Raw genomic sequence first — 25,108 nt, forward strand, 5'->3', positions numbered from 1 at the left:
GACGTTTGAGAAAGCAAAGCAATGAGACATGGATGTATAAAATAAAAATCGCGAAAGGAAAAACGTTCTGTCTGAGCCGGGTGCTCCAGACAGAACGTTTTCTGATTCCACGGGATGTAGATTGAGTTGAGAACCCTTATAATTACTAAGAAGTTACGCCAACAACGCTGGTTCCATTTTTCGTGATTTTGTACGTCATCACATCGCCGTTCCAGAAGTGGAACTTGAGGGTAACTTCGCCGTCATTGGTTTCATTGAAGAAGTTAGGTTTCAACTCGATCACATTGCGATCGTAATCTGGGCTGAATGTATAGGAGAACTCTTTGAACGAAGTCCAGTTCTGTGGACCGGCGTTCTCTCCGTTGGCATATGCTGCTTCCATGGTAGCCAGTTGATTGCCGTTAAACGTAGTCGGAATGGCAAATGCACTGGTTGTACCCGTTGCATTGTTCAACTTAGGTGTGTCATATTTAATGATATTGAAGTTCCAATCATTACCTTGGTTGAATCCAGCTGTGAGCGTGGCATTTACGCCTAAATCACCAGAGGTTGTCAATTTGGTTAACAGATTGGATTTTAACGTAAGCACATCTTTTTTGATCGTATAGTCTTTACCTCTTACAAGAGGGGTAGTGCCATTTTTCAACGAATTGAATTTGTTCCCATTCAGATTGAGTTTTACCTTCTTATCTTGAATGGCTTCATTTTGTTTAAGATATACGAGATCCGTTTCGGCTGTGGATGAGCGACCTGTCCAGCTGGCTTTCATGGTATCAAATAATTCCTGATCAGACCAAGTAAAGCTTGTGCGACCGAAGTGTTGACCGTTATCCCACAACATCGTTGTCATCTGTTTTTGACGCAGATATTGTCCAACAAATTCGAAGAATTTCAGTTTTTCGCCTTGCTCAATGACACCTGTGTGTTGGTCAAAACCAAGCAAGCCATACTCACCAACGATAACCGGAATGCCTTTCGCTGTGAAAGCGTTGTATACTCGATCAAATGTGTCGGTAACGTCCTTCTGTACTTCCTCGTTATACTTGGTGTAACCTGCTATGTTCACACTGAATGGCCAGAACCCGTAGTAGTGAACGGTTGCAATAATATTGGAGTCATTCAATTTTTGAATGGTTTTATTTAATTCATCCAGATCCGATTGAGCTGAAGAGGTATGCATTGTTGGAAGGACAAGTGGACGTGTCTCGTTGTTTCCACCCGAAGTTCTTACGATTTTGTGAAAGGAAGTATTCAACTCGTCCAGCATGCGATATCCAATCGCTGCATCCGTTGTCCCGCCTTCGGAAAAGCGTGGTTCGTTAACACTCTCGAACATGAGCTTATCGGATGCATCTTTGAATTGGTCCGCAATCTGAGTCCAGGCAGTGTTGTAACGTGCAAGCGCGTTGTCATGATCTTTCTCCATGTAACTGATCCAACGCCATGAATCATGGTGAAGATTAATCATGACATAGAGATCGGCATCGAGGGCCCAGTTTACCACTTCTTGAACCCGGTTCATGTAAGCGGAATCAATTATGTAGTCGGGTGCTTTACCGATGTGGGCTTCCCAAGTCACAGGTATACGGATACTATTGTAGCCCTCACTTGCGATTGATTGGATCAGTTCCTTTGTGATGCGCGGGTTGCCCCAGGCTGTCTCATCCTCACCAACGGCATCGAGAGAGTTACCCAGATTCCAACCAGGCTCCATGGCGTTAACATAGGACTGCATTTTGCTCGGTGCTGCTGAAGTGCTCGCCTGTTCGCTATTGTCAGTTGCGGCAGAAGCCATAGCGGAAGAGAACAGAGACAGAATCATGGCAGTCACCAGTGTAAGAGAGAGGACTGGTTTACGGTTTTTTTTCATCTACATAGTCTCCTTATACGATAGAATGATTGAACTTTTGATACTGAAATCACCACCGATTTATGCACTGAAAGCGTTTTCGTAATTTACTATATCATGATTTAATTTTGGACAATACCTGAATAATTGGAATAAAAATCATGTGTAAATCAGTGATTTTGTCATACTCATCGATTGTGTAGTAAGCATTCATCTCATTGGAAATGAAAATCAGATGGTTGCTTTTTAATGATAATTAGATTTAAATACCCTTGGAGGGATGTCATATGAAACTGGACGCACATCAACATTTCTGGGAATACAATGTCGCCGAGTATGGATGGATTGGAGAAGAGATGAAATCCATTCGTCAATCTTTTCTTCCGGAGCATCTTGAACCTGTATTGATCCAATCAGGACTGGAAGGATGTATTGCGGTACAAGCCAGGCAATCACTGAACGAAACCCAATGGCTTCTGCAGTTGGCAGATCGACACGACTTTATCAAAGGTGTTGTCGGATGGTTGGATCTATGTTCGGAGGATGTTCGGGATCAGCTTGAACTGTTCGCGTCTAATCCGGCTTTCAAGGGAGTGCGCCATGTCGTTCAGGATGAACCTGATCTTCGGTATGTATTGAGAGAAGACTTTCAGCGTGGAATTTCATTGCTCAAAGAGTATGACTTGGCCTACGATCTGTTGGTATCCAAGGAGCAACTGCCTTATGCCGTTGAACTGGTTAAGACGTTTCCTGAACAGCGATTTGTACTTGATCATCTTGCCAAACCCGACATAAAATCAGGTATACTCTCACCCTGGAAAGAAGCACTGGAGTCATTGGCCGCACAACCGAATGCGTACTGCAAACTTTCAGGGATGGTGACGGAAGCAGACTGGGGAACTTGGACTACTAAGGACTTCACACCCTATCTGGATATCGCCATAGAAGCCTTTGGTGCAGAACGATTAATGTTCGGGTCCGACTGGCCAGTAAGCAACGTTTCAGCTGCGTATGCTGATGTATACGGTCTCATCACGGCTCACATTCATTCCTTATCTGAGTCAGATCAAGAGATGATTCTTGGTGACACATGTGCTGCATTCTATCGAATATCGTAGTGAGCAATCCATTGCTTAACCGGTTTCAAGAAGTTGACAACGGTTCTGATTCTTGTTAAAGTTTTATCCAATCCGCATAATTATGATCTGGGAATGTTACCGATACGGGCATAACCTGAGCTGGCTTGTTTACACGTAATCGTGTACCCAGGCTGGTTCGGGTTTTTTGTATTTAAGTTGAACAAACAATTTTACACGGGACGACTGCGCGGCCAGAACAATCTTCCGATCGCTGTTATTCCCAGATTTTTTGATCCCCTCTTTAAAGGGGAAATCCGGTGATAAATGCAAGTTTATGCTTGCGAAGTAGCTTTCCATTGAAAGCTTTTAGCTTCGCTTCTCCAGATTTTTTCTGTCCTCTCCGTTTATGTGTAATTGTGCAGTTCAACTTAAATAGTTTGTCTTATTAATATTTCTAAGCGGGTAGCTGAACTACATATTTGGAAGGAGAATGATGATGACGAATTTTAAATTTCCTACAGATTTTATGTGGGGTGGAGCCATTGCTGCCAATCAGGCGGAGGGCGCGTATCTGGAGGATGGCAAAGGACTGAGTATCGTTGACTTGCTGCCTACAGGAGAGAAGCGCAGAAGCATTATGAAAGGTCATGTTCCGGCCTTTACGCCGCTCGCTTCCGAGTTCTATCCTTCTCATGAAGCGATCGACTTCTATCACCGTTACCCTGAAGATATTGCTCTATTTGCCGAAATGGGATTCAAAGCACTGCGTGTCTCCATTGCCTGGGCACGGATTTTCCCGACAGGAGAAGATGCGCAGCCGAATGAAGCAGGATTGCAATTTTACGATAACCTGTTTGATGAATTGTTGAAGAACGGTATTGAACCTGTGGTTACATTGGCTCACTTCGATGTGCCTGTGCACCTGATCGAGAAGTACGGCAGCTGGAGAAGTCGTGAACTGGTAACGTTATTCGAGACATACGCTACAACGGTATTCACACGGTACCAAGACAAGGTGAAATACTGGATGACATTCAATGAGATCAACATGCTGCTTCATCTTCCGTTCCTTGGGGCGGGACTAGCGTTCAATGAAGGGGATAACATCAAGGAGATTCAATATCAGGCTGCTCATCATCAACTGGTTGCAAGTGCACTGGCAGTCAAGGCATGTCATGAGATTATCCCAGGTGCCATGATTGGTTGTATGCTTGCCGCAGGAAGTTTCTATCCGTATACCTGTAATCCGGAAGATGTATTCCAGGGTATGGAAAAAGATAGAGAGTCCTATTTCTTCATCGATGTGCAGTCACGTGGGGAATATCCGGGTTACGCCAAACGTTTCTTCAAGGATCACGAATTGAACATCGTTATGCAACCGGGTGATGAGGAAATCCTGAAGAATCATACCGTAGATTATATCGGTTTCAGCTACTATTCAAGTCGTACAACGAGTACCGATCCCGAAGTTATTAAAAATATGACAAGCGGTAATGTATTTGGCTCGGTAGCGAATCCATATCTGGCGAAGTCTGAATGGGGTTGGACGATTGATCCCAAAGGGTTCCGTATTACCGCCAATCAACTACATGATCGTTATCAGAAGCCACTCTTTGTTGTTGAGAACGGATTTGGTGCCAATGACGTGGTTACATCAGAAGGTGAATTGAATGACGCGTACCGGATTGACTACTTGAAACGGCATGTAGCTGAAATGGGTGAGGCCATTCAGGATGGGGTGAATATCATCGGTTACACCAGCTGGGGACCTATTGATATTGTGAGTGCTTCCTCAGGTGAGATGAGAAAACGCTATGGCTACATTTACGTGGATCGTAATAATGAAGGACATGGTGAGCTGACACGACTGAAGAAGAAGAGTTTTGATTGGTACAAAAACGTGATTGCATCCAACGGAACAAACCTGGGTGACGAGTAGTTTATATTTTTCTGAATTAAAATGGTCTTGTACAGCAATAAAACATCGGAAGTTTCATCTATATAAATTGAACTAAACATTTTACACAAAACGAAGAGGACAGAAAAAAGCTGGAGAAGCGAAGCTAAAAGCTTTCAATGGAAAGCTACTTCGCAAGCATAAACTCGCCTTTATCACCGGATTTTCCCTATAGAAAGGGAATCAAAAAATCCGGGGATAACAGCGATCGGAAGGTTGTTCTGTCATCGGAGTAGCTAGTGTAAATATTCTCAAGTTCAATTTATATAACCATGGGACTTCCGCTTGTCCTCACATTGAAAGCGTTGACATATAGTCAGGTTCGCGCTATACTTGACGCAATTATATCGTTTCTGGGATTGTTACTACACGACGTAGGCAAAACCTAAGCACCAAAAAAAGCAGACCACGATGTCTTGTTTATTTTGTGATGCTTGAGGTTTTTTTTGTATGCCCAAAAGACGATGTATAACTGCCAAGAGAGTGGAACGTGACGGGGGGATTGAAGTGAAAATAGCAAAGGTTATCAACAATAACGTCATTAGCATCTATCAGGCGGATGGAGCAGAGCTTGTGGTGATGGGACGTGGGATTGCCTTTAAGAAAAAGCCGGGGGACAAAGTAGACGAGACCCGCATCCAAAAAGTATTTGCATTGAAAAACAAACAAACATCCGATAATTTCAAAATGCTGCTGCGCGAAGTTCCGATGGAACTGATTGAAATTGTGGAAGAGATCATCACGTATGCGCGTGATCATCTGGGCCGAAAGCTGAATGAGAACATCTATGTATCCCTTACGGATCATATTAACTTTGCGATCGAGCGTTATCGGGAAGGTGTGGAGATCAAGAACGCCTTAATGTGGGAGATCAAGCAGTTGTACAAGCCCGAATTCGGACTTGGTCTGAGGACACTGGAACAGATCAACACTCGTATGAATATTGAGCTTCCGCCAGATGAAGCTGCTTATATTGCCCTTCATATTGTTAATGCAGAGATGAATGAAGAAGTCATTACGACGATGAATATTACGAAGTTTATCCAGCAAATTATTAATATAGCGAAATATCATTTTAAAATGGAATTCGACGAGGAATCTCTCAGTTATTTTCGCTTTATTACACATTTGAAGTTCTTCTCACAGCGTGTGCTCAGCGGTACGCATTACGACAACAACTATGATCATTTCTATGAGATGATTAAAAAGAAGCATCCAGATGCGGCAGCGTGTGCGGAGAAAATTGAGATGTTTGTCAAAAAGGAATATAACCATGAGCTGACCAATGAAGAAAAATTGTATCTGACGGTTCATATCGAACGAGTAGTCAATCGATAATAATAAAATGTTGACAAAAATGGTTTAATTATAATAATATGTGATTAACAGGAATTGAATACGATTTAACTGGGATTGTTACTGGTTATGCAGGCAAAACCTAAGTCATGAGAAGGTCAGGACCATTGTGTCAGTGTCCCCCTTACTCAAGGCTTAGGTTTTTTGCGTGCAAAAAATTCGGTAAAGAGCCTGTTTGAGAAAAAGTGGGGGTGCAGATCATGAGTCAAGAGAAACTGGCCAAAGAGATTGTAGAACTGGTCGGCGGTGAGAAAAATGTGGAATCACTGGTTCATTGTGCAACACGGTTACGGTTTGTATTGAAGGACGATGCCAAGGCAGACAAAGCCAAGCTGGAGAAAACAGAAGGAATCATCGCAGTCAAAGAAAATGGTGGACAGTTCCAGGTTGTTGTGGGAAACAAGGTGCCTGAAGTCTATAGTGCCATTGGACAGATCAGTAACATTCTGGACGATTCATCAGGTAAAGAAAAACCCCGTAAAGCAGCCAAAGGACTCGGGGGTATCATTGATATCATATCCAGCATTTTTGCACCTCTTCTCGGCGTTATGGCAGGAGCGGGTATTCTTAAAGGACTATTGCTCATCGCAAGTAATATCGGATGGCTCGAGACAACAGAAACCACATATAAGATCCTGTATGCAGCAGCAGACAGCCTGTTTTATTTCCTGCCTCTGTTGTTAGCGGTTACAACCGCTCGCAAATTCCAAGGAAACATGTTTGTCGCGATGACGATTGCGGGTGCGCTAATCTATCCTTCCATTATTGCAATGAAGGCAGAGGGAACACCTGTTGATTTCTTCGGTATTCCTGTAATCCTGATGAATTATTCATCTACGGTTATCCCTATCATTTTGGCTGTAATTGTGATGAGCAAACTGGAGAAATTCTTTAATAAAGCTCTACACGAGAGTGTGAAAAACTTTGTTACGCCTCTATTTTTGCTAGTGATCATGGTACCTTTAACATTGCTTGTATTCGGACCATTTGGAGTATACGTTGGTAATGGGATTGCGGCCGGACTGGTTGCTGCATTCGGATTCAGTCCATTGCTCGCTGGAGCCGTGATGGGGGCAAGTTGGCAGTTGCTCGTCATTTTCGGGATACACTGGGGTCTGATTCCTGTATTTATCAATAACGTTGCAGTATATGGACAAGATGGTGTGAAGCCGGCTGCGACAGCTTCGATTTTTGCCCAAACGGGTGCCGCATTTGGTGTTATGTTGAAAACGAAAAACAAAAAGCTGAAAACGCTGGCGGGATCATCTACATTGACAGCACTGTTCGGTATTACAGAACCTGCCATCTACGGTGTGACGTTACCACTGAAACGTCCATTCATCGCAGGGGTTATCGGCGGCGCTGTGGGTGGAGCAATTATTGGTCAGGCGGGTACACTGGCATTTGCATCCGGTGCACCGGGATTGCTGACCTTGCCAATCTTCTACGGGCCGGGTGGACAAGGCTTCCCTGGATTGATCCTGGGTATCACGGTATCGTTTGTTGTGTCAGCTGTACTGACGTACATTCTGGGCTTTAAAGATCCTGTTGAAGAAGAAACTAAAACCGAACCTGCTCCATCCGCTCAGCAACCTGTTCGTGCAACGAATGCTTCGGACGAAATTGTATTTAGCCCAATCGAAGGAACAATTGTGAATTTGTCGGAAGTTCCAGACCCGGCGTTTGCATCCGGAGCGATGGGTAAAGGGATTGCAATTGAGCCAACTGTGGGTAGAGTGGTAGCCCCTTTTGATGGTACAGTTACCGTTGCATTCAAGAAAAAACACGCTTTGGCTGTTGTATCAGACACCGGTGCCGAAATATTGGTTCACGTAGGTGTGGATACCGTTAAATTGGACGGACAGCATTTTGTTTCCCATATCAAAGAAGGGGATCGGGTTAAAGCGGGTGATCTGTTACTGGAATTCGATATTGCGCAGATTAAAGCTGCTGGCTATCATACGGTGACACCTATCATAGTAACGAATTCCGCCAACTACGAGGATGTGATCCCACAGGCTACAGGGCAGGTTCATTGTCAGGAGCTTCTATTGAAGATAAGTAGTGGTAACGGTCAGGAACAAGAGAGTAATTGATGTACTGATCTGATACTGTAGTGTTATCATCCCTCCGTTGACAGGGTGGAATTGGAAAATTATAATTAGGATTATGCATGGATCACAGGCTTTGCCTGTGATTTTTTGTTTTTCTTATCACGATTTCAATTATATATAACGTTCAATACAGACTATTGGAGGTACTGCTATGATGACGTTACTGTTCTATTGATACGAGCTGGCACGATAAGCTCGTATCGATAGTAGCGTGCTTCGCTATCGATACGAAATAAATTTTTATTTCGGAGGTAGCGAATATGGAGAAGATATGTTTTGAATTAGAACAGGTTGAGATGACCTATATGGATAGATTGGTACTGAGTATTGAGCGACTGGCTGTGCATCAACTGGATCGCATCGGTATAGTAGGTGGGAATGGTCAGGGTAAAAGTACGTTATTGAAACTCCTTGCGGGACAGATTCAACCCACTGCTGGAAAGGTAAAACGTTACGCAGAGTTTGGATATCTGGAACAGGTTGAACCACCCCAGCCTAATGAAAATCTGGAAGTTGACCGGGCTTTACTGAGTAAATTATCTATTCCTCAACACGGCCAGTCAGGGAGTGGCGGAGAACAAACCCGTCTAAAACTCGCTCAAATGTTCACTCATTATCACGAAGCATTGTTACTAGATGAACCAACAACACATCTGGATCAGGAGGGCATTGCATTCTTACTGGATGAGTTGCGTTTTTATTATGGGGCAATGGTGCTGATCAGTCATGATCGTGCAGTTCTGGATGAACTGGTAACCACGATCTGGGAGATTCATCAGGGAGAAGTGCGTGTATATTCCGGCAATTACAGTGACTATCAGGTACAGAAGAGGCTTGAGCGTGAACAGCAAAACCAGGCCCATGAACAATTCTCGAAGGAGAAAAGACGATTGGAGCTGGCCGCCCGGGAGAAGATGAAGAAAGCCGAGAAAATAACGCAGGCTGGAAGCATGTCCAAAAAAGAATCCAAGGCAAAAGCAAATCGGATGTTTGAGACGAAATCTAAAGGCACCAGCCAAAAAGCAGTACACCGAGCTGCCAAAGCGATTGAACAGCGTATGCAACAACTTCACGAGGTAAAAGCGGTGCAAGAGGAGCGGCCTATGATCTTCCGTCAACCGAAGACATTGGAGCTACACAACCGATTCCCGATTATGGCAGATCGCCTTACACTTAAGATAGAAGGCCACGTATTGCTGGAGGATGTAAGTTTTCAGGTCCCATTAAAACAAAAAATAGCGATAACCGGAGCCAATGGCAGTGGGAAAAGCACGTTGCTTAACCATGTTTTCCATGGGAGAGATCAGATCACCATGTCTCCAAAAGCAAAGCTTGGTTATTTTCAGCAAATGAGCTATCGTTTCACAACAAAAGAGACCGTATTACAATTCCTGAAGAATCGTTCGGAACATGAGGAATCAGAGCTGAGAAGTGCGTTGCACGCAATGCAGTTTACAGGGAATGACTTGCTCAAGAATGTTGGGACATTAAGCGGGGGAGAAGCGATTCGTCTTCAATTATGTCACTTGTTTCTTGGACAATATAACATTCTATTGTTGGATGAACCGACGAATTTTCTTGATATGCATGCATTGAAAGCGTTGGAGCGTTTTATTAAGGCTTATGAAGGAACGATTCTGTACGTATCTCATGATCAGAGGTTTATTGAAAATACAGCAGATCTACAATTTCAGATTTCAGAGCGTCAATTGCTTCAGGTAACTAGATAATAAACGAATAGAGGAAGAGAAGTAACGAAAACCGCCAAAGTGATTTTGGCGGTTTCGTCGTTTTCAAAGATAGACAGATCGGATACCTTATGTAGCTTCTGTTATGCATCAGCTTTTACTATGGTTGAATGCATGTTACCTGTGAGACGTTGAGGCGGAAATACCATGCGAACTGGTGCAATGATGATCGCAGCAAATACAGCTTTGACCAGATCCCCAATAATGTAAGGATAGAACCCTTGAATCATGGCCTCAGGTAGGTCCATTTTGTATGCGTAAGCAAGCCAAGGGACACCCGAGACGTACACAAGTAGTGAGCCAAATAGTTCAAATACAACAAAAGCGAGAATGAATCCTGTGACACCTTTGATATTGATTCGTGCAAGCAGCAGTCCAATGAATAATGCGGAGATCGGCCACATCATCACATACCCTCCGGTAGGTCCGAGTAATACCGCAAGTCCTCCGGTCCCGTGGAGCAAGGGGAATCCAAGCGCAGTGAGCAGAACAACCATTGTGACACTCAGAAAACCATAGAGTGGACCAAGTAATCCTCCGGCCAGCATGACAGCCAAAGTCTGTAATGTTATCGGTACAGGGGAGAAGCCAATAGGAATACTTATGTATCCAAAAAGGACCAAAATTGCGGCCATAAGTGCACTGAATACAATGCCTCGCAAAGATAATTTCATGTTTGAACAATCCTCTCCATTTTGGTAATATGATTGTTAACCAATTCTAAATGAGCGGTTAACGATTAGGATCGTACCACATAACCATAGAAAGGGAAAGGACTAATTTACGATGCAAGGCAACCTGCCAATAATTATATTAGAAGATGCTAGAGTGCATTATGCTTCCGAAGGTGGTCAAGTGAGAAAAGCGCTCGATGGAGTTTCACTCACGTTACACCAAGCAGAATGGATTAGTATTGTAGGGGCGAATGGCAGTGGGAAAAGTACGCTTGCTGGGCTACTCATCGGATTCATTCCATTATCGGGAGGGATACGGAATATCTCCGATAAACTTACCGTTCGGGGTGTATTGCAGCAACCGGATGCACAGGTACTGGGCGATACGATTGAAGAGGAGTTTCATTTTGCGCTGTCACCATTGATGGAGTCTGTAGAAGAGCAATTGGAGCACAGGCAGGATGCATTACATACCGTAGGACTTCAATTTCCCCCGGAGAAGGCCATTGCACAATTATCCGGTGGACAGAAACAACTGCTTAATATTGCCGTAGCGCTCGCGGCCAAACCGGATGTCTTGATTCTGGATGAGCCGACAGCCATGCTTGATCCGGAAGCAAGAGACCGTATCGAGGCCATCGTTCAGAAGATCACCCAACAGGGAACGACGGTAATCTGGATTACGCATCATCTGGAAGAAGCGACCTTGTGTGATCGAATTATTGCTATTGAAAAGGGACGTTGTGTATACAACGGGATGCCTGAGTCCTTTTACTATGAAAAAGAGACGAGTGAGAAGACTACCAGGGAAAATGTACAGCTATCTCCCTGTGAACGGTTAGGGTTGGACCCTCCTTTTACTGTGAAGACTGCGTTATTGCTCAAGCAAAAAGGCATGCCGCCACAAGCCATGCCACTGCGACCCGAGCAACTGGCTAAGGAGGTCGCACGTTGGAGATCCAATTAACCAATATACGTATAGAAGCATCGGATTCGAGCAAACGTGCACTGCTCGAAGATGTAACTGTTCACTTGAACAGTGGGGAAATCACCTTGCTGCTGGGCTGTACGGGTTCGGGGAAAACGACTTTATTACAGACACTGGCTGGTCTGAAGCCTCCTGATGCAGGCAATATTACACTGGATGGCACGCCTTTCTGGCGAGAAGGAAAAGTGCCGCATTCGATTTTATTGCAAATGGGGCTGGTATTTCAATTTCCGGAACAACAACTGTTCGCCCGAAGTATTCAGCGTGAATTCACATATTCTCTGCGTCCTTATCGACTTTCCGAGAACGAACAACAAGAGCAGATCACAAAAGCTCTCAACCAGTGGGACCCGCCAGTATCTCCGGAGCTGGAGCGGCGATTTCATCTGGACAGGTCGCCATTTGCACTAAGTGGGGGAGAGAAGCGCAGGCTTGGACTTGCTCTCGGAAGTGTGACCAATCCGTCATGGCTTTTGCTGGATGAGCCGAGCGCCGGTTTAGAAGCGCAAAGTGTGGGGCTTTTACTGGATGCATTGGAGCAACATCGTCTGGCAGACGGTGGGGTCGTGGTAGCAACCCATGATCTGGATACATTCTTGCCTTGTGCGAATCGGGTATTGTTATTGCAGGAAGGTCGTCTAATTGCTGATCTCACACCGCGAGAACTTCACGATAGGCCTGAATTGCTGGAGCAGACAGGGATCGGACTGCCACCTTCGATGCGACTAGCAGAGCAGTTTAGGGCTGCGGGTCTTGATCTGCCTTTTACCGCGATGACCCCGGAAGAGATGGCGGAAAGCATTGTTCAGTCTACGTTCGTTGAAGTGGGAATTCAGAACGAATCAAAAGCGGCATCGGGAGTAGCAATTACGGTGGCAGAGAGCGATATAATGGAGAATATAGAAGAGGACGATCCGAAGCTTCTTCCGAACACCTTGACTCATTCAAGCGGATTATATGGCGTTATGGACCCGCGTCTGAAATGGATTTTGTATATTTTGCTGGTCACCGCAGCGATGCTTCAACAGCGCTGGCTGGGATTGACGTTAACACTGGTGCCGGTAGTGGCCGCACTTGCTGTGCTTCCGCGTCAGACTTTAGCTGGCTGTATGAAGTTAATGAAGCCATTATTATTATTTTTCATCATATCAACGGCGCTATCTGGGACCACCCTTTCAACAGAGGGAGGAGGTCTGCACTTTGGCTTTTCCCTCATACAGGCAGAAGGCACTTTGCTGAATGTGTATCGTTTGTTTATCGTCACGTTGGCAAGTCTATGGTTTTCACTGACAACGCCTTATGGGCGAATGGTAGAAGGGCTGAACTGGGTACTCGGTATCGGTAAAAAAATTAAGTTGCCTGTAGCTTCGTTTGCACTTGCTGTATCGTTAATCTTTCGATTTATCCCGATGATCTGGAGTGAGTGGCAGCGATTCTCACTGATCGTACGAGCACGTGGGAAGGCAGCTTTAAGACCAAATACCGTGCGAATTCGTGACTTGGGTCCGATGGTGATTCCCTTGTTAATGGCGCTATTCCAACGTGCAGAGGATATGACCATTGCGATGGAAATGCGTAAAGTTAGAGAGAACTCTTTGCTTGGTGTACGTTCTTCGTTATTGGTATGGTCCAAGCGTGACACCTGGATTGGCATGGCTGGCCTCATTGGTTTTGTACTATTATTATGGATTCGCCAATGATGATGCATAATTTCGTGAGCGCTCGCTCACAATAAGTGTGCGTTGATCATCTGGAAGCGGATTAGGAGGGGCGAACGATGAAAGATAAGTTTTTGCGTGAAGAACGGCAAGAATATACCGATGTGTCTACGGTGGAGTCGCAGCGAAACGATATCACACTTGAAGAATTTCCGGAGGGCCTTACGGTTCATCTTTGTTATCCGAGTCTCTTGGAAAGAGTTCTCCGTGGCGGGTAGATCAGCGATCTGCACATCGTTTTGATTATGAAAATCATGAGCTTCATGAAGGAGAAATACGGGATTATCCGGGTCAGGATGTTTTCGAGCAATCGGTTCCAGATAACGTGTCCAAGCCTCAACACCCGGAAGAATCGTAATGAGTATGGATACAAAATAGAGCGTAGCCTCCGACAGGTTTGGTCCTGTTCGGGGCTATTTTCGTTGTGTTTATTTTGAGAACAAATCTCCTCTAATTCCACATTATGGGTTATTATATTTGTAGCTCGAAGTAAAAAAATTGTTTAATAGGCGGAGGTTTCGGAATGAGAGAGATCGATTATAGTCAATATTTCTGGCAGGATGATAAGATCAGATTACGCGCTTTGCGTGAGGAAGATTGGGAAGACCATTATTATAACCGCTTTGATACACCTGCCCGTCGGTTATTGGAGTGTGCAGTAGAGTTACCGCCAACTCATGTTGAAGCTAAGAATTTCATGGAAAACTTCTCTGATTTTTCTGTAGCCAAAGGACGGATCATGTTTACCATTGTAAATATGGATGGTGAGAATGTCGGAGGTGTGAATCTGAACAGCATTGATGAGAGGAACGGTACCTTTAGCATTGGAATTCAAATTGACAGGGATCATCGAGGAAAAGGATACGGAACCAGAGCCGTTCGAATCTTGTTGAACTATGCCTTCTTCGAGCGCAGGCTCAACAAATTTAATGATTATGTACTTCAAGGAAATGAACCTTCCGCAGCCATGATGAGAAAGCTTGGATGTGTGCAGGAAGGTGTGCGTCGCCAAGTGATCTATACCGATGGAAAATACCAGGATCTGATCCTCTTTGGATTAACCAAAGATGAGTTTATGGTTAAAGAAGGGCTTGTTTGAAGTATAAGCTAATAAGCTGAAATCAAGTATATGGTAGGAGGAATTATGAACCAACCCGTTCCAAACAATGAATTAATCATCGATTGCAAGGATATTTATTTACGCGAGTATCGACTTGAAGATTTGGAGAAATTGCAGGAAATTACGTGGCAACCCGAGGTGTACGAATTCCTACCGGGATGGAATGCTACGATTGAGGAGAGGGCCCTCTGGCTTACTGACTATGAAATACCTGAAAATCAGCGTTTTAAACAAGCTGTTTTGGCGGAGGGGATATCGGAGATTTGTATTTACGTATGGCTATCGTACTCAAAGAAAATGACGAGTTTATCGGATGGTGCTGTTCGGGGATCAAGGACGAACTGCCAGCACCCAATCGGGAGATTATGTACGGTATTTCAAAACATTTCAGGAACCGTGGCTATACAACGCAAGCTGTGAAAGGGATGACGGAGTATTTATTTGAGTACACAAACGTCGAGTTACTGAATGCCATCGCTTTGATTACCAATCAAGCATCCAATAAGGTAATACAGAAATGTAATTTTGAACGGTTAAATTTGATCGAGATCGAAAATGAATCGTATCACAATTACCAACTGCGGAAGCAACAAGGTCATTTTTAGTAGAACATAGTCCCATTGAAAATAGCTATAACATCAACATTTCGGATCAGGTTAGACAGTTATTGCTGGCTGCCTGATTATTTTCTGGTTTTATTTTATGTAACTATGTTTCTTTCATCAAGCTGATGGGATCAAGAGGTTATAAAACGGTGGGCTTGGCAAAAGAACATGCTTTCTAACATAAGATGCGAAAGTTTAGTCTATAGGACAAGGCTTATATTAATAATTTTCTCCGCGATAATAACGTTCCAGTTTGTTATCCAAATGAACAAGCTGCGCTTTTTTCTCCTCGATATCATTCAGCAACTTTTGCTTTTGATCTTCAATCAGTTGGGTTCTTTGCTTCAGGGTGGAGGTTCCTTCATTTACCTGATCATAGTACTTTTTGATGTCTTCCACACTCATCCCGGTTTCACGAAGACATTTGATAAAAACCAGCCAGTTCAGATCATCCTCCGAATAAAGACGGTTATTCTGCTCACTTCGCGCAGCAGGTTTCAACAGTCCCTTTCTTTCGTAAAAGCGGATCGCTCCGATCGAGACCTCGACTTTTTTCGCTACTTCTCCAATGCTTAACATGTTAAACCCCTTTTATAAAAAAAATTTGACCTACACTAAGTGTAGCATAGTAACTTATACATTGTTAATTATAAATCAAATCAGGGAAAGAAGGATTCGCATGAAAAAGACTGTCTTGGTAACCGGAGCAAATAAAGGAATTGGATATGAAATGGTAAAGCAGTTAGGTGAAGCAGGATGGAAAGTTATCCTTGGCGCACGCAGTGTCGAACGGGGCGAAGCAGCTGTTTCCGAGTTAACTTCCAGAGGATTAGACGTAGAATTTGTACAAATCGACATGAGTGACTTGAAAAGCATTGAACAGGCAGCCGATACGATTAACAAGACTTATCCCGCAATAAACCTTCTGATCAATAACGCGGGTATGCCGGGTGCTTTCTCTCATTCTTTTACGGATACCCAAGAGGAAGATTTGCGGAACGCCTTTGAAGTCAATTTTTTCGGCACCTTCCGTTTGAATCAGCGATTGTTCCCGTTAATCAAAGATAATGAAGGCACAATCATTAATGTATCGACCGACATGGCTTCTCTGGACCATATGCAAAATGCGGAATTTACGTTAAATGCCTTCGACTATAACTCATCCAAAACGGCCAACAGTGCCATGACACTTTCGATGGCTTATGAAGTCAAAAATAGCAGGGCTCAAGTCTTTGCGGTGACGCCCGGATTCACATCAACAGATCTTAACGGCAATGCCGAAGGCGGTAAATCAAAAGAAGCCGGCGCTGCGATTATTGTGGGCTATGCGACAGATGGCAAACGCCATAACGGGGAGTTCCTAGATGAGAACGGTGTGTACCCTTGGTAATTGACCGTTGCCAAGAGTAGCGATAGATTGAGATGAGTTTTAGCGTGTATTGGTATGCTCAAGCCTAAGCTCGAACCCAAGCACAAATTCAAGCAGCTACTAAATAAATCCCCCATTCATTTCTCAACCGAAATGAATGGGGATTCTTTATGCAATGAAAAGCCAGAAGTAAGATGAAGGAAAAGCAGCGTTTGGAGAGCTTGACTAGGAGCTTACATAAGCTACAAGTAGATATTACGTAGAGCTACGTGTAACTAACTTATAACCTTCGTATAACCAACTTATCGCTTACGTAGAGCGAGCGATCCGCTCAGCCTAGACTTCTGCCTTATACAGCGGCATTGAGATCATAAATTCAGTTCCCGAGCCTACTTGACTTTGTACTGTGATTTTCCCACCATGCGACTCCACAATCGAGCGGGTAATGGCTAGACCAAGACCTGCGCCCCCTTGTTTTCTCGAACGAGAACTGCTCGTGCGGTAAAATCGCTCAAAGATATGGGGCAGATGTGCAGGTTTAATGCCTGTGCCGTTATCCTTCACTGACAATTCAACCTTATGGTGCGTGGCATACAACGCTATGGAGATGGCTCCATGCTCTGGATCGGTGTGCTGCACCGCATTATGGAACAGATTCAGCACGACCTGCTTCAGTTTGTAAGGGTCAGCCAGCACATGGACTTCAGCTGTCAGATCGAGTTGAATAGCTCTTCGTTGAGCCATCATGGCAAGCTGTGATTGCATTTCGAGCAGCAGACTGTCCAGTTGAATGACTTCTTGTTCCTGCTTGGGAGCTTGATCCAGCTTGGTCAGGAGCAGTAAATCTCCAACTAGCTTGTTAATACGCAGCGATTCGCCATGCATGCTGTCCAGTGCTTTATACAATTGCTCTTGATTGGTCGCCGCACCCCGCTGTAGAACTTCAATGAAGCCGTGAATGGAGGTAAGGGGAGTACGCAATTCATGGGAAGCATCGGATAAGAAACGCTGCATCTGTTCTTTTGATTCCCGCTCCGCTTCAAACGAGTTTTCAAGTCTTTCAAGCATGCTATTAAATGAAAGTGCGAGCTGATCCACTTCCTCTTGTCCCTGAACGACGGGAAGGCGTATTGCGAGACTGCCTGCATCGATCTGCTGTACTTTATTCACCATGTTGGACAGGGGAACCAGCGTCCTGCGTAGCAGCTTAGTATATAGAATAAGACCGGCTATCATGGCCAGAAGCGATAACATGATAAAGATCAGAAGCTGTTTAATAATCAGATCTCTCAGTGGCTTCGTAGCCGTACCCATCTGGACCATCGGTAAGCCGCGATTGCGTGGACCGGGTGAGGCAAATACAATCAATTGCTCATTACCTTGGCTATCCGTTACGATCCGGTAGGGAATATGTTTGTGTTCTTTTAACTGAGCTGTAATGTCCTGATATTCAACAGTTGATAGATGAGGGGCATTCAGACCGTCATCCCCAAAAACATCCTGGAACGTACCTTGGTTATCAAACAGAGCCAGGGACCGGTCCGGAATATACAGCACCCGGTTACCAGATCCATTTCCTGCCTGTCCACCGAAAGGATTACCGGGAGAGCCGCTACGTGAAGGGATTCCGAGCCAAACCGGGGGCATGGACATGAGTTGTTCTTCCATGGTTTTCGCCTGATTGCGGTAGAGAAAGCTTTCCATGATCCAGAATTGCAGAATACCGATTAACAATAGCAGCCCGGCAAGCACGAACAGAGAACGTGAGAGTAATTGAGAACGCAGTGAACGCGGCCAGATCCATTGCTGAAGACGTCCTGAACGAAGTTTATTTTTCTTTGGCAGCGAGTTCATCAGAGATCCACCCTGTACCCGACACCCCGAAGCGTGCGAATGAGTCTGTGCTCTTTATCCCCGAGTTTGTCGCGCAAGGAGCGAACGTATACCTCCACAATATTTTCTTCTCCGCCAAAATCATACCCCCACACCCGGCTCAAAATGGTCGCTTTGCTGAGTACAATCCCGTGATTAAGCACTATAAATTTTAGTAGTTCATATTCGGTTGGTGACAGTTCCAGCACCTTATCCCTATAGGTAATCTCTCTGCGTTGATCGTCAATTCGGAATGGACCGTGGGTAACGGCCCCGATTAACAAAGGGAACTGATTACGCAGTCTGGCCTGAATCCGGGCGAGCAGTTCATCGAAGGCGAAGGGCTTGATCATGTAATCGTCAGCACCTAGCCACAGGCCTTTAACGCGATTCTCGACTTCATCCTTTGCTGTCAGCATAATTACTCCAACCTCTGCTCCGGTCTTGCGCAGGCGCTCGACGACTTCGAATCCATCCATCTCCGGCATCATGACATCCAGAATAGCCATATGCGGCCGGAATTCAAGCGCGAGTTCAAGCGCAGCTGCTCCATCCGGTGCGGTACGTACATCGAAGCCTTCATTACTTAATCCAAGCTCCAGAAATTGCAAAATATGTGGTTCATCATCAGCCAATAGTATTCTTATTCCGCTGCTTAGCTTCATAAATAGACGTCTCCTCTATGCTTGATTCCAGTATTCATCTAAACTTGTCCCTTCCAGCGAAGGGCTATATGTCATATTATCGCTTGCCAAACTGAAATTTAGCTGAAAGGATTGCACATTATCCTCAGACAACATTCAGCGGGCACTCATCCCAGCTTTATTTTGGTATGGCACAATAATAGACACGAAGAACTTGAAGGAGTGATTACCATTGAATAACACCAAAAGAAGGATGGACCTTGTCCTTCTGCCAATTGTATTATTGGCGGCATTTCTGAATGGATACGGCATCTGGAACGACCAATATGCCAATTCCTATTATACGACTGCCGTGGGGAGTATGCTCAGCAACTTCCATAACTTTTTCTATGCATCCCTCGACTCGGCAGGCTCGGTAACTGTAGATAAACCGCCTGTTGTCTTCTGGATACAGACGGCCTTTGCCTACGTATTCGGATTGCATGGATGGAGCGTTATTTTGCCGCAGGTACTAGCAGGAATTGGTTCGGTACTCCTGATTTATTTCATGGTGAAACCTACATATGGCCTTGCAGCAGCACGAATCTCGGCACTTACGATGGCGACAGTGCCTGTCGTGGCGGCAGTCAGTCGGACCAACAATATAGACAGTATGCTCGTGTTTACACTGCTGCTGGGTTCATGGTTTTTGTTCAAAGGCAGCAAACAAGGCAGTGCGTGGCGTATTCTGGTTGCCTTTGGGTTAATTGGCTTAGCCTTTAATATGAAAATGCTTCAAGCCTACATGATCCTCCCGGCTTTTTACTTGTTCTACCTGCTTGCATTTCAGGCGAAATGGAGAAGGAAGATCATACTGCTGATCGGCAGCACAGCGGTTCTGGCCGTGGTTTCCTTATCCTGGGCGGTCACCGTGGATTCTATACCGGAAGATCAGCGGCCTTATATCGGAAGCAGTGAAACAAACTCGGTAATGGAACTGGCATTTGGATATAACGGTCTGTCTCGCCTAACAGGTCAACAGAACACAGCAGGTAATGCAGGTATGCCAAACCCCGCTGATCCGGGAAATAATCAAAGCGACAGATCTTCGTCAACATCCGCTCCCGAATCTACTTCCGATTCGACGGGGAACAGCTCCGCTCCGCCTGGCAACTCACCGGATAATGGTGGTATGGGTGGAATGAACGGAATGACTATCCCAGGCGGTGAAATGCCTAATGGAAGAGACTTCGGTGGAGGTATGGGCGGCATGTTCGGTACCGGGGAAAAAGGTCCTCTGCGACTCTTCCAGACTGAACTCTCGGGCCAAGCCAGTTGGCTTTTGCCAATCGTACTGCTTGGATGCATTGCTATTTTTGCAGGGTTGAGACGGAGAAATATAACCGATAAGCATAAGGAAGCTTTGTTCTGGCTGGCTTGGTTACTACCGGTTGCTGCTTTCTTCAGTGTGGCAGGTTTCTTCCATCAGTATTATCTGATTATGCTTGCACCTCCAATCGCTGCGCTTACTGGCGCAGGATTTGTAGCCATGTGGACGGCCTATCGTGAACGTACGGGCTGGCAAGCTTGGTTACTACCAGCGTCTGTACTGCTGACCACCATTTTTGGCTGGTACATCATGCAGGTGTATGACGACACCATCGGAGCAGGCTGGTCCATTAGTGAATTAATCGCAGGTATTCTGATCACGCTCATCCTGGTTGTGATGCTTAATCGTTCACATCCATGGAAACAGGGCTTGATTATCGCAAGCTTCATGGTGATGCTGATTGGTCCAACCTATTGGGCATTCACGCCAATTACCTATGGTGGTAACAGCATGATTCCGGCAGCGGGTCCCACTGGGATGTTTGGGGGAATGGGTATGGGAATGGCAATGGGTGACCGACAAGATAACGGCAATGGCACCATGACTCCACCGAATGCATCAGACGATACGGATCAACAGATTCCATCTCCAAACAGCGGATCGGATGCTGACAGTGCCGGTACGGAAGCGCCACCGACAACTGGTGGAATCAGCAGTGGTGGTATGGGGAATGGGGGAGGAATGCCTATGACTGGTGGCCGGGGCGGAGCTGGAGGTATGAACGAAGAAGTAGATGCCACAACTCTGAATTATCTGAGAGAACACAACACGGGCGAAACCTATCTCTTTGCAACCACCAGTTATAATCAGGCGGCACCTTATATCATCGACGAGAATGAAGCAGTGATTACACTGGGCGGTTTCTCAGGCTCAGATCCGGTGTACACAACGGAAGAACTGGAACAACTCGTCAAGAGTGGGCAAGTGAAGTACTTCATGATTAGTGGCATGGGTGGCATGGGTGACCGAGGAGCGAACTCGGACATTAACGATTGGATCAAAGAGCACGGAACCGAGGTTCCAACCTCAGAATGGAAGACAAGCACGGGCACGGATAACACAGACACAGGTTTCGGAGCTGGATTCGGATTCGGCGGACAGACCACCTTGTATGAAGTGAAATTGTAAGAGTGAATCAGATGAACCAACAAACTGACATGGAAAACGTGAACGAAGTCCATTGGAAAAGGGAGGGAACGAACATGGCTCACACATACCGTTACAGCATTATTATTCCCATGTACAACGAGGAAGCGGTGATCGAGGAGACCTATCGACGTCTGAAGAAGGTCATGGGCAGTACAGGAGAGAGCTATGAACTGTTGTTTGTCAATGATGGCAGTATGGATCGAAGTGCACAGATGATCCGTGACTACGCCCGTTGGGACGAGAATGTGAAACTGATTGATTTTGCCCGTAACTTCGGTCATCAGATTGCAATTACTGCGGGTATGGATTATGCAGCGGGGGATGCGGTGGTTATTATTGATGCGGATCTTCAGGACCCTCCCGAACTGATCCTGGGCATGATTGCGAAATGGAAAGAGGGTTATGAAGTCGTGTATGCACGTCGCACCAGTCGAAGCGGGGAAACCCGCTTCAAGAAATGGTCGGCAAGTCTGTTCTATCGTGTACTTCGTGCCTCAACGGATACGGATATCCCGGTGGATACTGGAGATTTCCGGCTCATGGATCGCAAAGTATGTGATGAGATGAAACGTCTTCCAGAGAAGAATCGTTTTGTTCGCGGTCTGGTCAGTTGGGTGGGATTTCGTCAGACTGCCATTGAATACGAACGTGATGAACGTCTGGCAGGAGAAACGAAATATCCGCTGAAACGCATGCTGAAGCTGAGTCTGGATGGCATTACTTCATTTTCGTATAAACCGCTTAAGCTCGCAGGTTATGTAGGTGCAATCCTGTCAATAGGCGGATTCATCTATATGTTAACGGTAATTGTTTCGGCCATCTTTACGGATTCAACAATTAAGGGATGGCCATCCATTGTGAGTATCATGCTGATGTTTAACGGATTCATCCTGATCATGCTGGGCATTCTGGGCGAGTATGTTGGTCGAATCTATGATGAGACCAAGGCGCGTCCGCTATACATTGTGAGAGACGTGGTTCAGGCTGATAGCCAGCAAGGGCAATCCCGATTGACAGCCCGAGTTGCTCACCATGACTAATCGTCTGGTCACACTCTTCAAGTTCGGTATTGTGGGTGTCGCGAATACGGCAGTGGATGCGGTGGTGTTTGCTTTACTCGCAGTGGTCGGTGTACCGGTTCTGATTGCTCAAGTAATCTCGTACAGCTGCGGCGTTGCGAACAGTTATTGGCTGAATGGCAGGTGGACTTTTCGAGATGCGGCACTAGGCGGCGATAGAGCGCAACTTTTTCGTTTTCTAATCACCAATCTCATCGTTCTCGCGATATCAGCCCTGATTCTGATGACTTTGCACGACATGCTGGGTTGGAGTGTTGTGATGAGCAAGATACTAGCGACTTTGATAGGAATGGTTCTAAACTATCTGGCCAGCAGATATTGGGTGTTTCGTATAGCTACTTAGCTGCACACAGTGTGTGGCAATATAAATTGGAAGATGGCAAATGAAAGGAGTTTATGATGAAATGCGAATAAAAAAAGCAGTCATTCCGGCAGCGGGTCTCGGAACCCGTTTCCTGCCAGCGACCAAAGCACAGCCCAAAGAGATGTTACCGATCGTGGACAAACCGGCCATCCAATACATTGTTGAAGAAGCGGTGAAGTCAGGCATTGAGAATATCCTCATTGTGACTGGACGCAACAAAAAATCCATCGAGGATCATTTTGATAAATCGGTTGAACTTGAACATTCTTTATATGCCAAGGGCAAACAGTCTTTATTGGAAGAGGTGCAGGCCATCAGCGAGATGGCAAATATTCATTTTATTCGTCAAAAAGAACCACTTGGCCTGGGGCATGCGATTGGGTGTGCACGGCAATTTGTAGGAGATGATGCCTTCGCTGTACTGCTCGGAGATGACATTATGGTGTCTGATCCGCCTGCACTTGCACAGATGGTCCATCTCTATGAAAAGACAGGTAACCAGATCATCGGTGTCCGTCAGGTAGAGGCTGCAGATGTAAGCAAATATGGCATAATTGATTCGAATGGTGCAGAGGACCGGGTTCACCGGGTCACTAATCTGGTCGAAAAACCTTCCCTTGCAGAAGCACCATCCCGAACAGCGGTAATGGGACGATACATTCTGAAACCTTCCATCTTTCCCATTCTGGATCAAATCGAGAGAGGGGCTGGAGGGGAATATCAATTAACGGACGCCTTGAAAGAAGTAAGTCAGACGGAGGAACTGTTGGCTCTTGAACTGGAAGGGCGTCGCTACGATATTGGTGATCAGTTCGGATATATTCAGGCGATCTTGGAGATCGGACTGATGCGCAAGGAATTACAACCCATGCTGACACCATATCTTCAGAAGCTTGTAACCCAGTGGGCATAGGGATTGAGATGTGAATCAAATTCATAATACCTTTGGCTGCTTCAATCAGGGCTAGAAATAGATCAAAATGATTCAATTTGTCTATATCTAGTTACATAAATCCATTTTAGTGAGTTATGAAATTGATTCATGTAGCAGAGGTCTAGATCTGCTGTAGGACGGGGTCTCCTCCGTGCCATGGTTCTGTCATAGACTCCAGCATTGTACATTGCTTCCTGTAACGCTACAATGAGCAAGAAGTTCAAGTTGCTCTTTGAGGGGTGAGGAATCATGAATGAATCTATCATCAGGGACCTTATTAAGTATATGGACGTAGAGGACAACGCCGCCATTCAGTATATTCAGACTGAGCATCGGATGAAACTGGGACTCTTTTGGGGAATCAAGGAAGGCAGCCGCGTTCTGGAAATCGGGTGTGGTCAGGGAGATACAACAGCCGTGCTTGCACATCTGGTGGGGGAGCACGGGTACGTTCATGGTGTAGATATTGCACCAGAGGATTATGGTGCACCGCTGACCGTAGGGGAAGCGGCAGCCAAGCTGCGGAGATCTCCGCTGGGTCATCGAATTCGAATGGATTATGATTTCGACATTCTAAGTGATCAAGTTCAATTCTCCGAGAATGAGTTTGATGTGATTGTGCTATCCCATTGTTCTTGGTACTTGAAATCGTTTGACGAACTCGCCCAGATTTTTAGCAAGGTTAGGACGTGGGGACATCAGTTATGCTTCGCAGAATGGGATGCACGAATTACAGATGTGAACCAGCTCTCGCACTGGTTATCCGTTCTGATTCAGTCCCAGGTCGAATGTTACAAGGAGAACAGCTTCTCCAATGTGCGCACGCTCTTTACACCGGAGGATATCCAAGAGCTTGTCTCTGCGGCAGGCTGGACGATTAAGGAAGAGGCTTCAATCCATTCTCCCGAGCTGCAGGACGGTCGCTGGGAAACCGAAATGACACTGGCAGAAGCGCCTGTGGAATTGAAATTGCTTCCGATCCCGGACAAAGTAAAAACACTTCTTCTGTCCGAACTGAAATTACTCAGGACACATCATATCTCGGGGCCTGGGAGTCCGCTGGGAACGTATGCGATTGTTGCCAAAAAACAGTAAGGAAATAGCTATTTGCAGCAAATTA

Annotated in this window: 19 protein-coding genes and 2 pseudogenes; 16 read left to right on the forward strand and 5 right to left on the reverse strand. The window is 45.5% G+C overall.

All coding sequences use genetic code 11. The annotated features are described in order from the left end of the window. Positions 1-145 precede the first annotated feature (145 nt). Positions 146-1,870 (reverse strand): cellulase family glycosylhydrolase, encoded by a 1,725-nt coding sequence (locus C0Q44_RS22770; protein WP_105409511.1) that lies wholly within the window; start codon positions 1,868-1,870, stop codon positions 146-148. A gap of 266 nt (positions 1,871-2,136) precedes the next feature. Here C0Q44_RS22770 and C0Q44_RS22775 point away from each other — a divergent pair, with 266 nt between their 5' ends. The 5 genes from C0Q44_RS22775 to C0Q44_RS22800 all read left to right on the forward strand — a co-directional run bounded on the left by C0Q44_RS22775 (position 2,137) and on the right by C0Q44_RS22800 (position 10,085). Beyond that, the gene (locus C0Q44_RS22775; protein WP_105409512.1) at positions 2,137-2,967 is read left to right on the forward strand and encodes an amidohydrolase family protein; all 831 of its coding nucleotides are present in this window, start codon (positions 2,137-2,139) and stop codon (positions 2,965-2,967) included. 457 nt (positions 2,968-3,424) lie between these two features. Continuing rightward, positions 3,425-4,867 carry a 6-phospho-beta-glucosidase gene (locus tag C0Q44_RS22785; protein ID WP_105409514.1) on the forward strand — a complete coding sequence of 481 codons (1,443 nt, stop codon included), beginning with the start codon at positions 3,425-3,427 and terminating at the stop codon, positions 4,865-4,867. Positions 4,868-5,392: 525 nt separating this feature from the next. Next, complete coding sequence (licT, locus tag C0Q44_RS22790) at positions 5,393-6,223, forward strand: BglG family transcription antiterminator LicT (protein ID WP_105409515.1); 831 nt, start codon at positions 5,393-5,395, stop codon at positions 6,221-6,223. Between the two features lie 218 nt (positions 6,224-6,441). Continuing rightward, on the forward strand, positions 6,442-8,337 hold the full coding sequence (locus tag C0Q44_RS22795) for a beta-glucoside-specific PTS transporter subunit IIABC (protein ID WP_105409516.1): 1,896 nt from the start codon (positions 6,442-6,444) through the stop codon (positions 8,335-8,337). A gap of 278 nt (positions 8,338-8,615) precedes the next feature. Next, positions 8,616-10,085, forward strand: a complete 1,470-nt coding sequence (locus C0Q44_RS22800) for an Msr family ABC-F type ribosomal protection protein (RefSeq protein WP_105409517.1) — start codon at positions 8,616-8,618, stop codon at positions 10,083-10,085. A gap of 101 nt (positions 10,086-10,186) precedes the next feature. Here C0Q44_RS22800 and C0Q44_RS22805 read toward each other — a convergent pair whose 3' ends face one another. Continuing rightward, the gene (locus C0Q44_RS22805) at positions 10,187-10,777 is read right to left on the reverse strand and encodes a biotin transporter BioY (RefSeq protein ID WP_105409518.1); all 591 of its coding nucleotides are present in this window, start codon (positions 10,775-10,777) and stop codon (positions 10,187-10,189) included. 181 nt (positions 10,778-10,958) lie between these two features. Here C0Q44_RS22805 and C0Q44_RS22810 point away from each other — a divergent pair, with 181 nt between their 5' ends. The 5 genes and pseudogenes from C0Q44_RS22810 (at position 10,959) to C0Q44_RS22830 (ending at position 15,208) form a co-directional block, all read left to right on the forward strand. Next, positions 10,959-11,744 carry an ATP-binding cassette domain-containing protein gene (locus C0Q44_RS22810; RefSeq protein ID WP_181151141.1) on the forward strand — a complete coding sequence of 262 codons (786 nt, stop codon included), beginning with the start codon at positions 10,959-10,961 and terminating at the stop codon, positions 11,742-11,744. Further along, positions 11,729-13,465: an ATP-binding cassette domain-containing protein gene (locus C0Q44_RS22815; protein WP_105409520.1), complete on the forward strand. Its 1,737-nt coding sequence runs from the start codon at positions 11,729-11,731 to the stop codon at positions 13,463-13,465. Before C0Q44_RS22810 ends, C0Q44_RS22815 begins: the two co-directional genes overlap by 16 nt. A gap of 77 nt (positions 13,466-13,542) precedes the next feature. After that, positions 13,543-13,841: pseudogene (locus C0Q44_RS22820) on the forward strand (hypothetical protein). Positions 13,842-14,006: 165 nt separating this feature from the next. Further along, positions 14,007-14,582 (forward strand): GNAT family N-acetyltransferase, encoded by a 576-nt coding sequence (locus C0Q44_RS22825; protein WP_105409521.1) that lies wholly within the window; start codon positions 14,007-14,009, stop codon positions 14,580-14,582. Positions 14,583-14,627: 45 nt separating this feature from the next. Continuing rightward, positions 14,628-15,208 (forward strand): annotated as a pseudogene (locus tag C0Q44_RS22830) (GNAT family N-acetyltransferase). A gap of 219 nt (positions 15,209-15,427) precedes the next feature. On the opposite strand, the gene C0Q44_RS22835 reads toward C0Q44_RS22830, so the two are convergent. Continuing rightward, positions 15,428-15,787, reverse strand: a complete 360-nt coding sequence (locus C0Q44_RS22835; protein ID WP_105409522.1) for a MerR family transcriptional regulator — start codon at positions 15,785-15,787, stop codon at positions 15,428-15,430. Positions 15,788-15,887: 100 nt separating this feature from the next. On the opposite strand from C0Q44_RS22835, the gene C0Q44_RS22840 reads away from it, so the two are divergent. Further along, positions 15,888-16,598: an SDR family NAD(P)-dependent oxidoreductase gene (locus C0Q44_RS22840; protein WP_105409523.1), complete on the forward strand. Its 711-nt coding sequence runs from the start codon at positions 15,888-15,890 to the stop codon at positions 16,596-16,598. A gap of 315 nt (positions 16,599-16,913) precedes the next feature. Here the strand turns inward: C0Q44_RS22840 and C0Q44_RS22845 are convergent, their stop codons facing one another. Both C0Q44_RS22845 and C0Q44_RS22850 read right to left on the reverse strand, forming a co-directional pair. Continuing rightward, a complete protein-coding gene (locus tag C0Q44_RS22845; protein WP_105409524.1) occupies positions 16,914-18,431 on the reverse strand; it encodes a sensor histidine kinase in 1,518 nt (505 codons plus the stop codon). Beyond that, a complete protein-coding gene (locus C0Q44_RS22850; protein ID WP_105409525.1) occupies positions 18,431-19,114 on the reverse strand; it encodes a response regulator transcription factor in 684 nt (227 codons plus the stop codon). The genes C0Q44_RS22845 and C0Q44_RS22850 overlap by 1 nt, the downstream gene beginning before the upstream one ends. A gap of 232 nt (positions 19,115-19,346) precedes the next feature. Between C0Q44_RS22850 and C0Q44_RS22855 the strand changes: the two genes are divergently transcribed. The 5 genes from C0Q44_RS22855 (at position 19,347) to C0Q44_RS22875 (ending at position 25,083) form a co-directional block, all read left to right on the forward strand. Further along, complete coding sequence (locus tag C0Q44_RS22855; RefSeq protein ID WP_374955142.1) at positions 19,347-21,590, forward strand: ArnT family glycosyltransferase; 2,244 nt, start codon at positions 19,347-19,349, stop codon at positions 21,588-21,590. A gap of 74 nt (positions 21,591-21,664) precedes the next feature. Next, complete coding sequence (locus C0Q44_RS22860) at positions 21,665-22,651, forward strand: glycosyltransferase family 2 protein (RefSeq protein ID WP_105409527.1); 987 nt, start codon at positions 21,665-21,667, stop codon at positions 22,649-22,651. Beyond that, on the forward strand, positions 22,644-23,033 hold the full coding sequence (locus C0Q44_RS22865; protein ID WP_105409528.1) for a GtrA family protein: 390 nt from the start codon (positions 22,644-22,646) through the stop codon (positions 23,031-23,033). Before C0Q44_RS22860 ends, C0Q44_RS22865 begins: the two co-directional genes overlap by 8 nt. Before the next feature lie 61 nt (positions 23,034-23,094). Next, entirely contained in the window at positions 23,095-23,967 is an 873-nt protein-coding gene (gene galU, locus C0Q44_RS22870; RefSeq protein ID WP_105409742.1) for a UTP--glucose-1-phosphate uridylyltransferase GalU, read from the forward strand. Between the two features lie 270 nt (positions 23,968-24,237). Further along, complete coding sequence (locus C0Q44_RS22875; protein ID WP_105409529.1) at positions 24,238-25,083, forward strand: class I SAM-dependent methyltransferase; 846 nt, start codon at positions 24,238-24,240, stop codon at positions 25,081-25,083. Positions 25,084-25,108 lie beyond the last annotated feature (25 nt).

It is taken from the genome of Paenibacillus sp. PCH8 (assembly GCF_002968835.1).
Taxonomy (GTDB): Bacteria; Bacillota; Bacilli; order Paenibacillales; family Paenibacillaceae; genus Paenibacillus.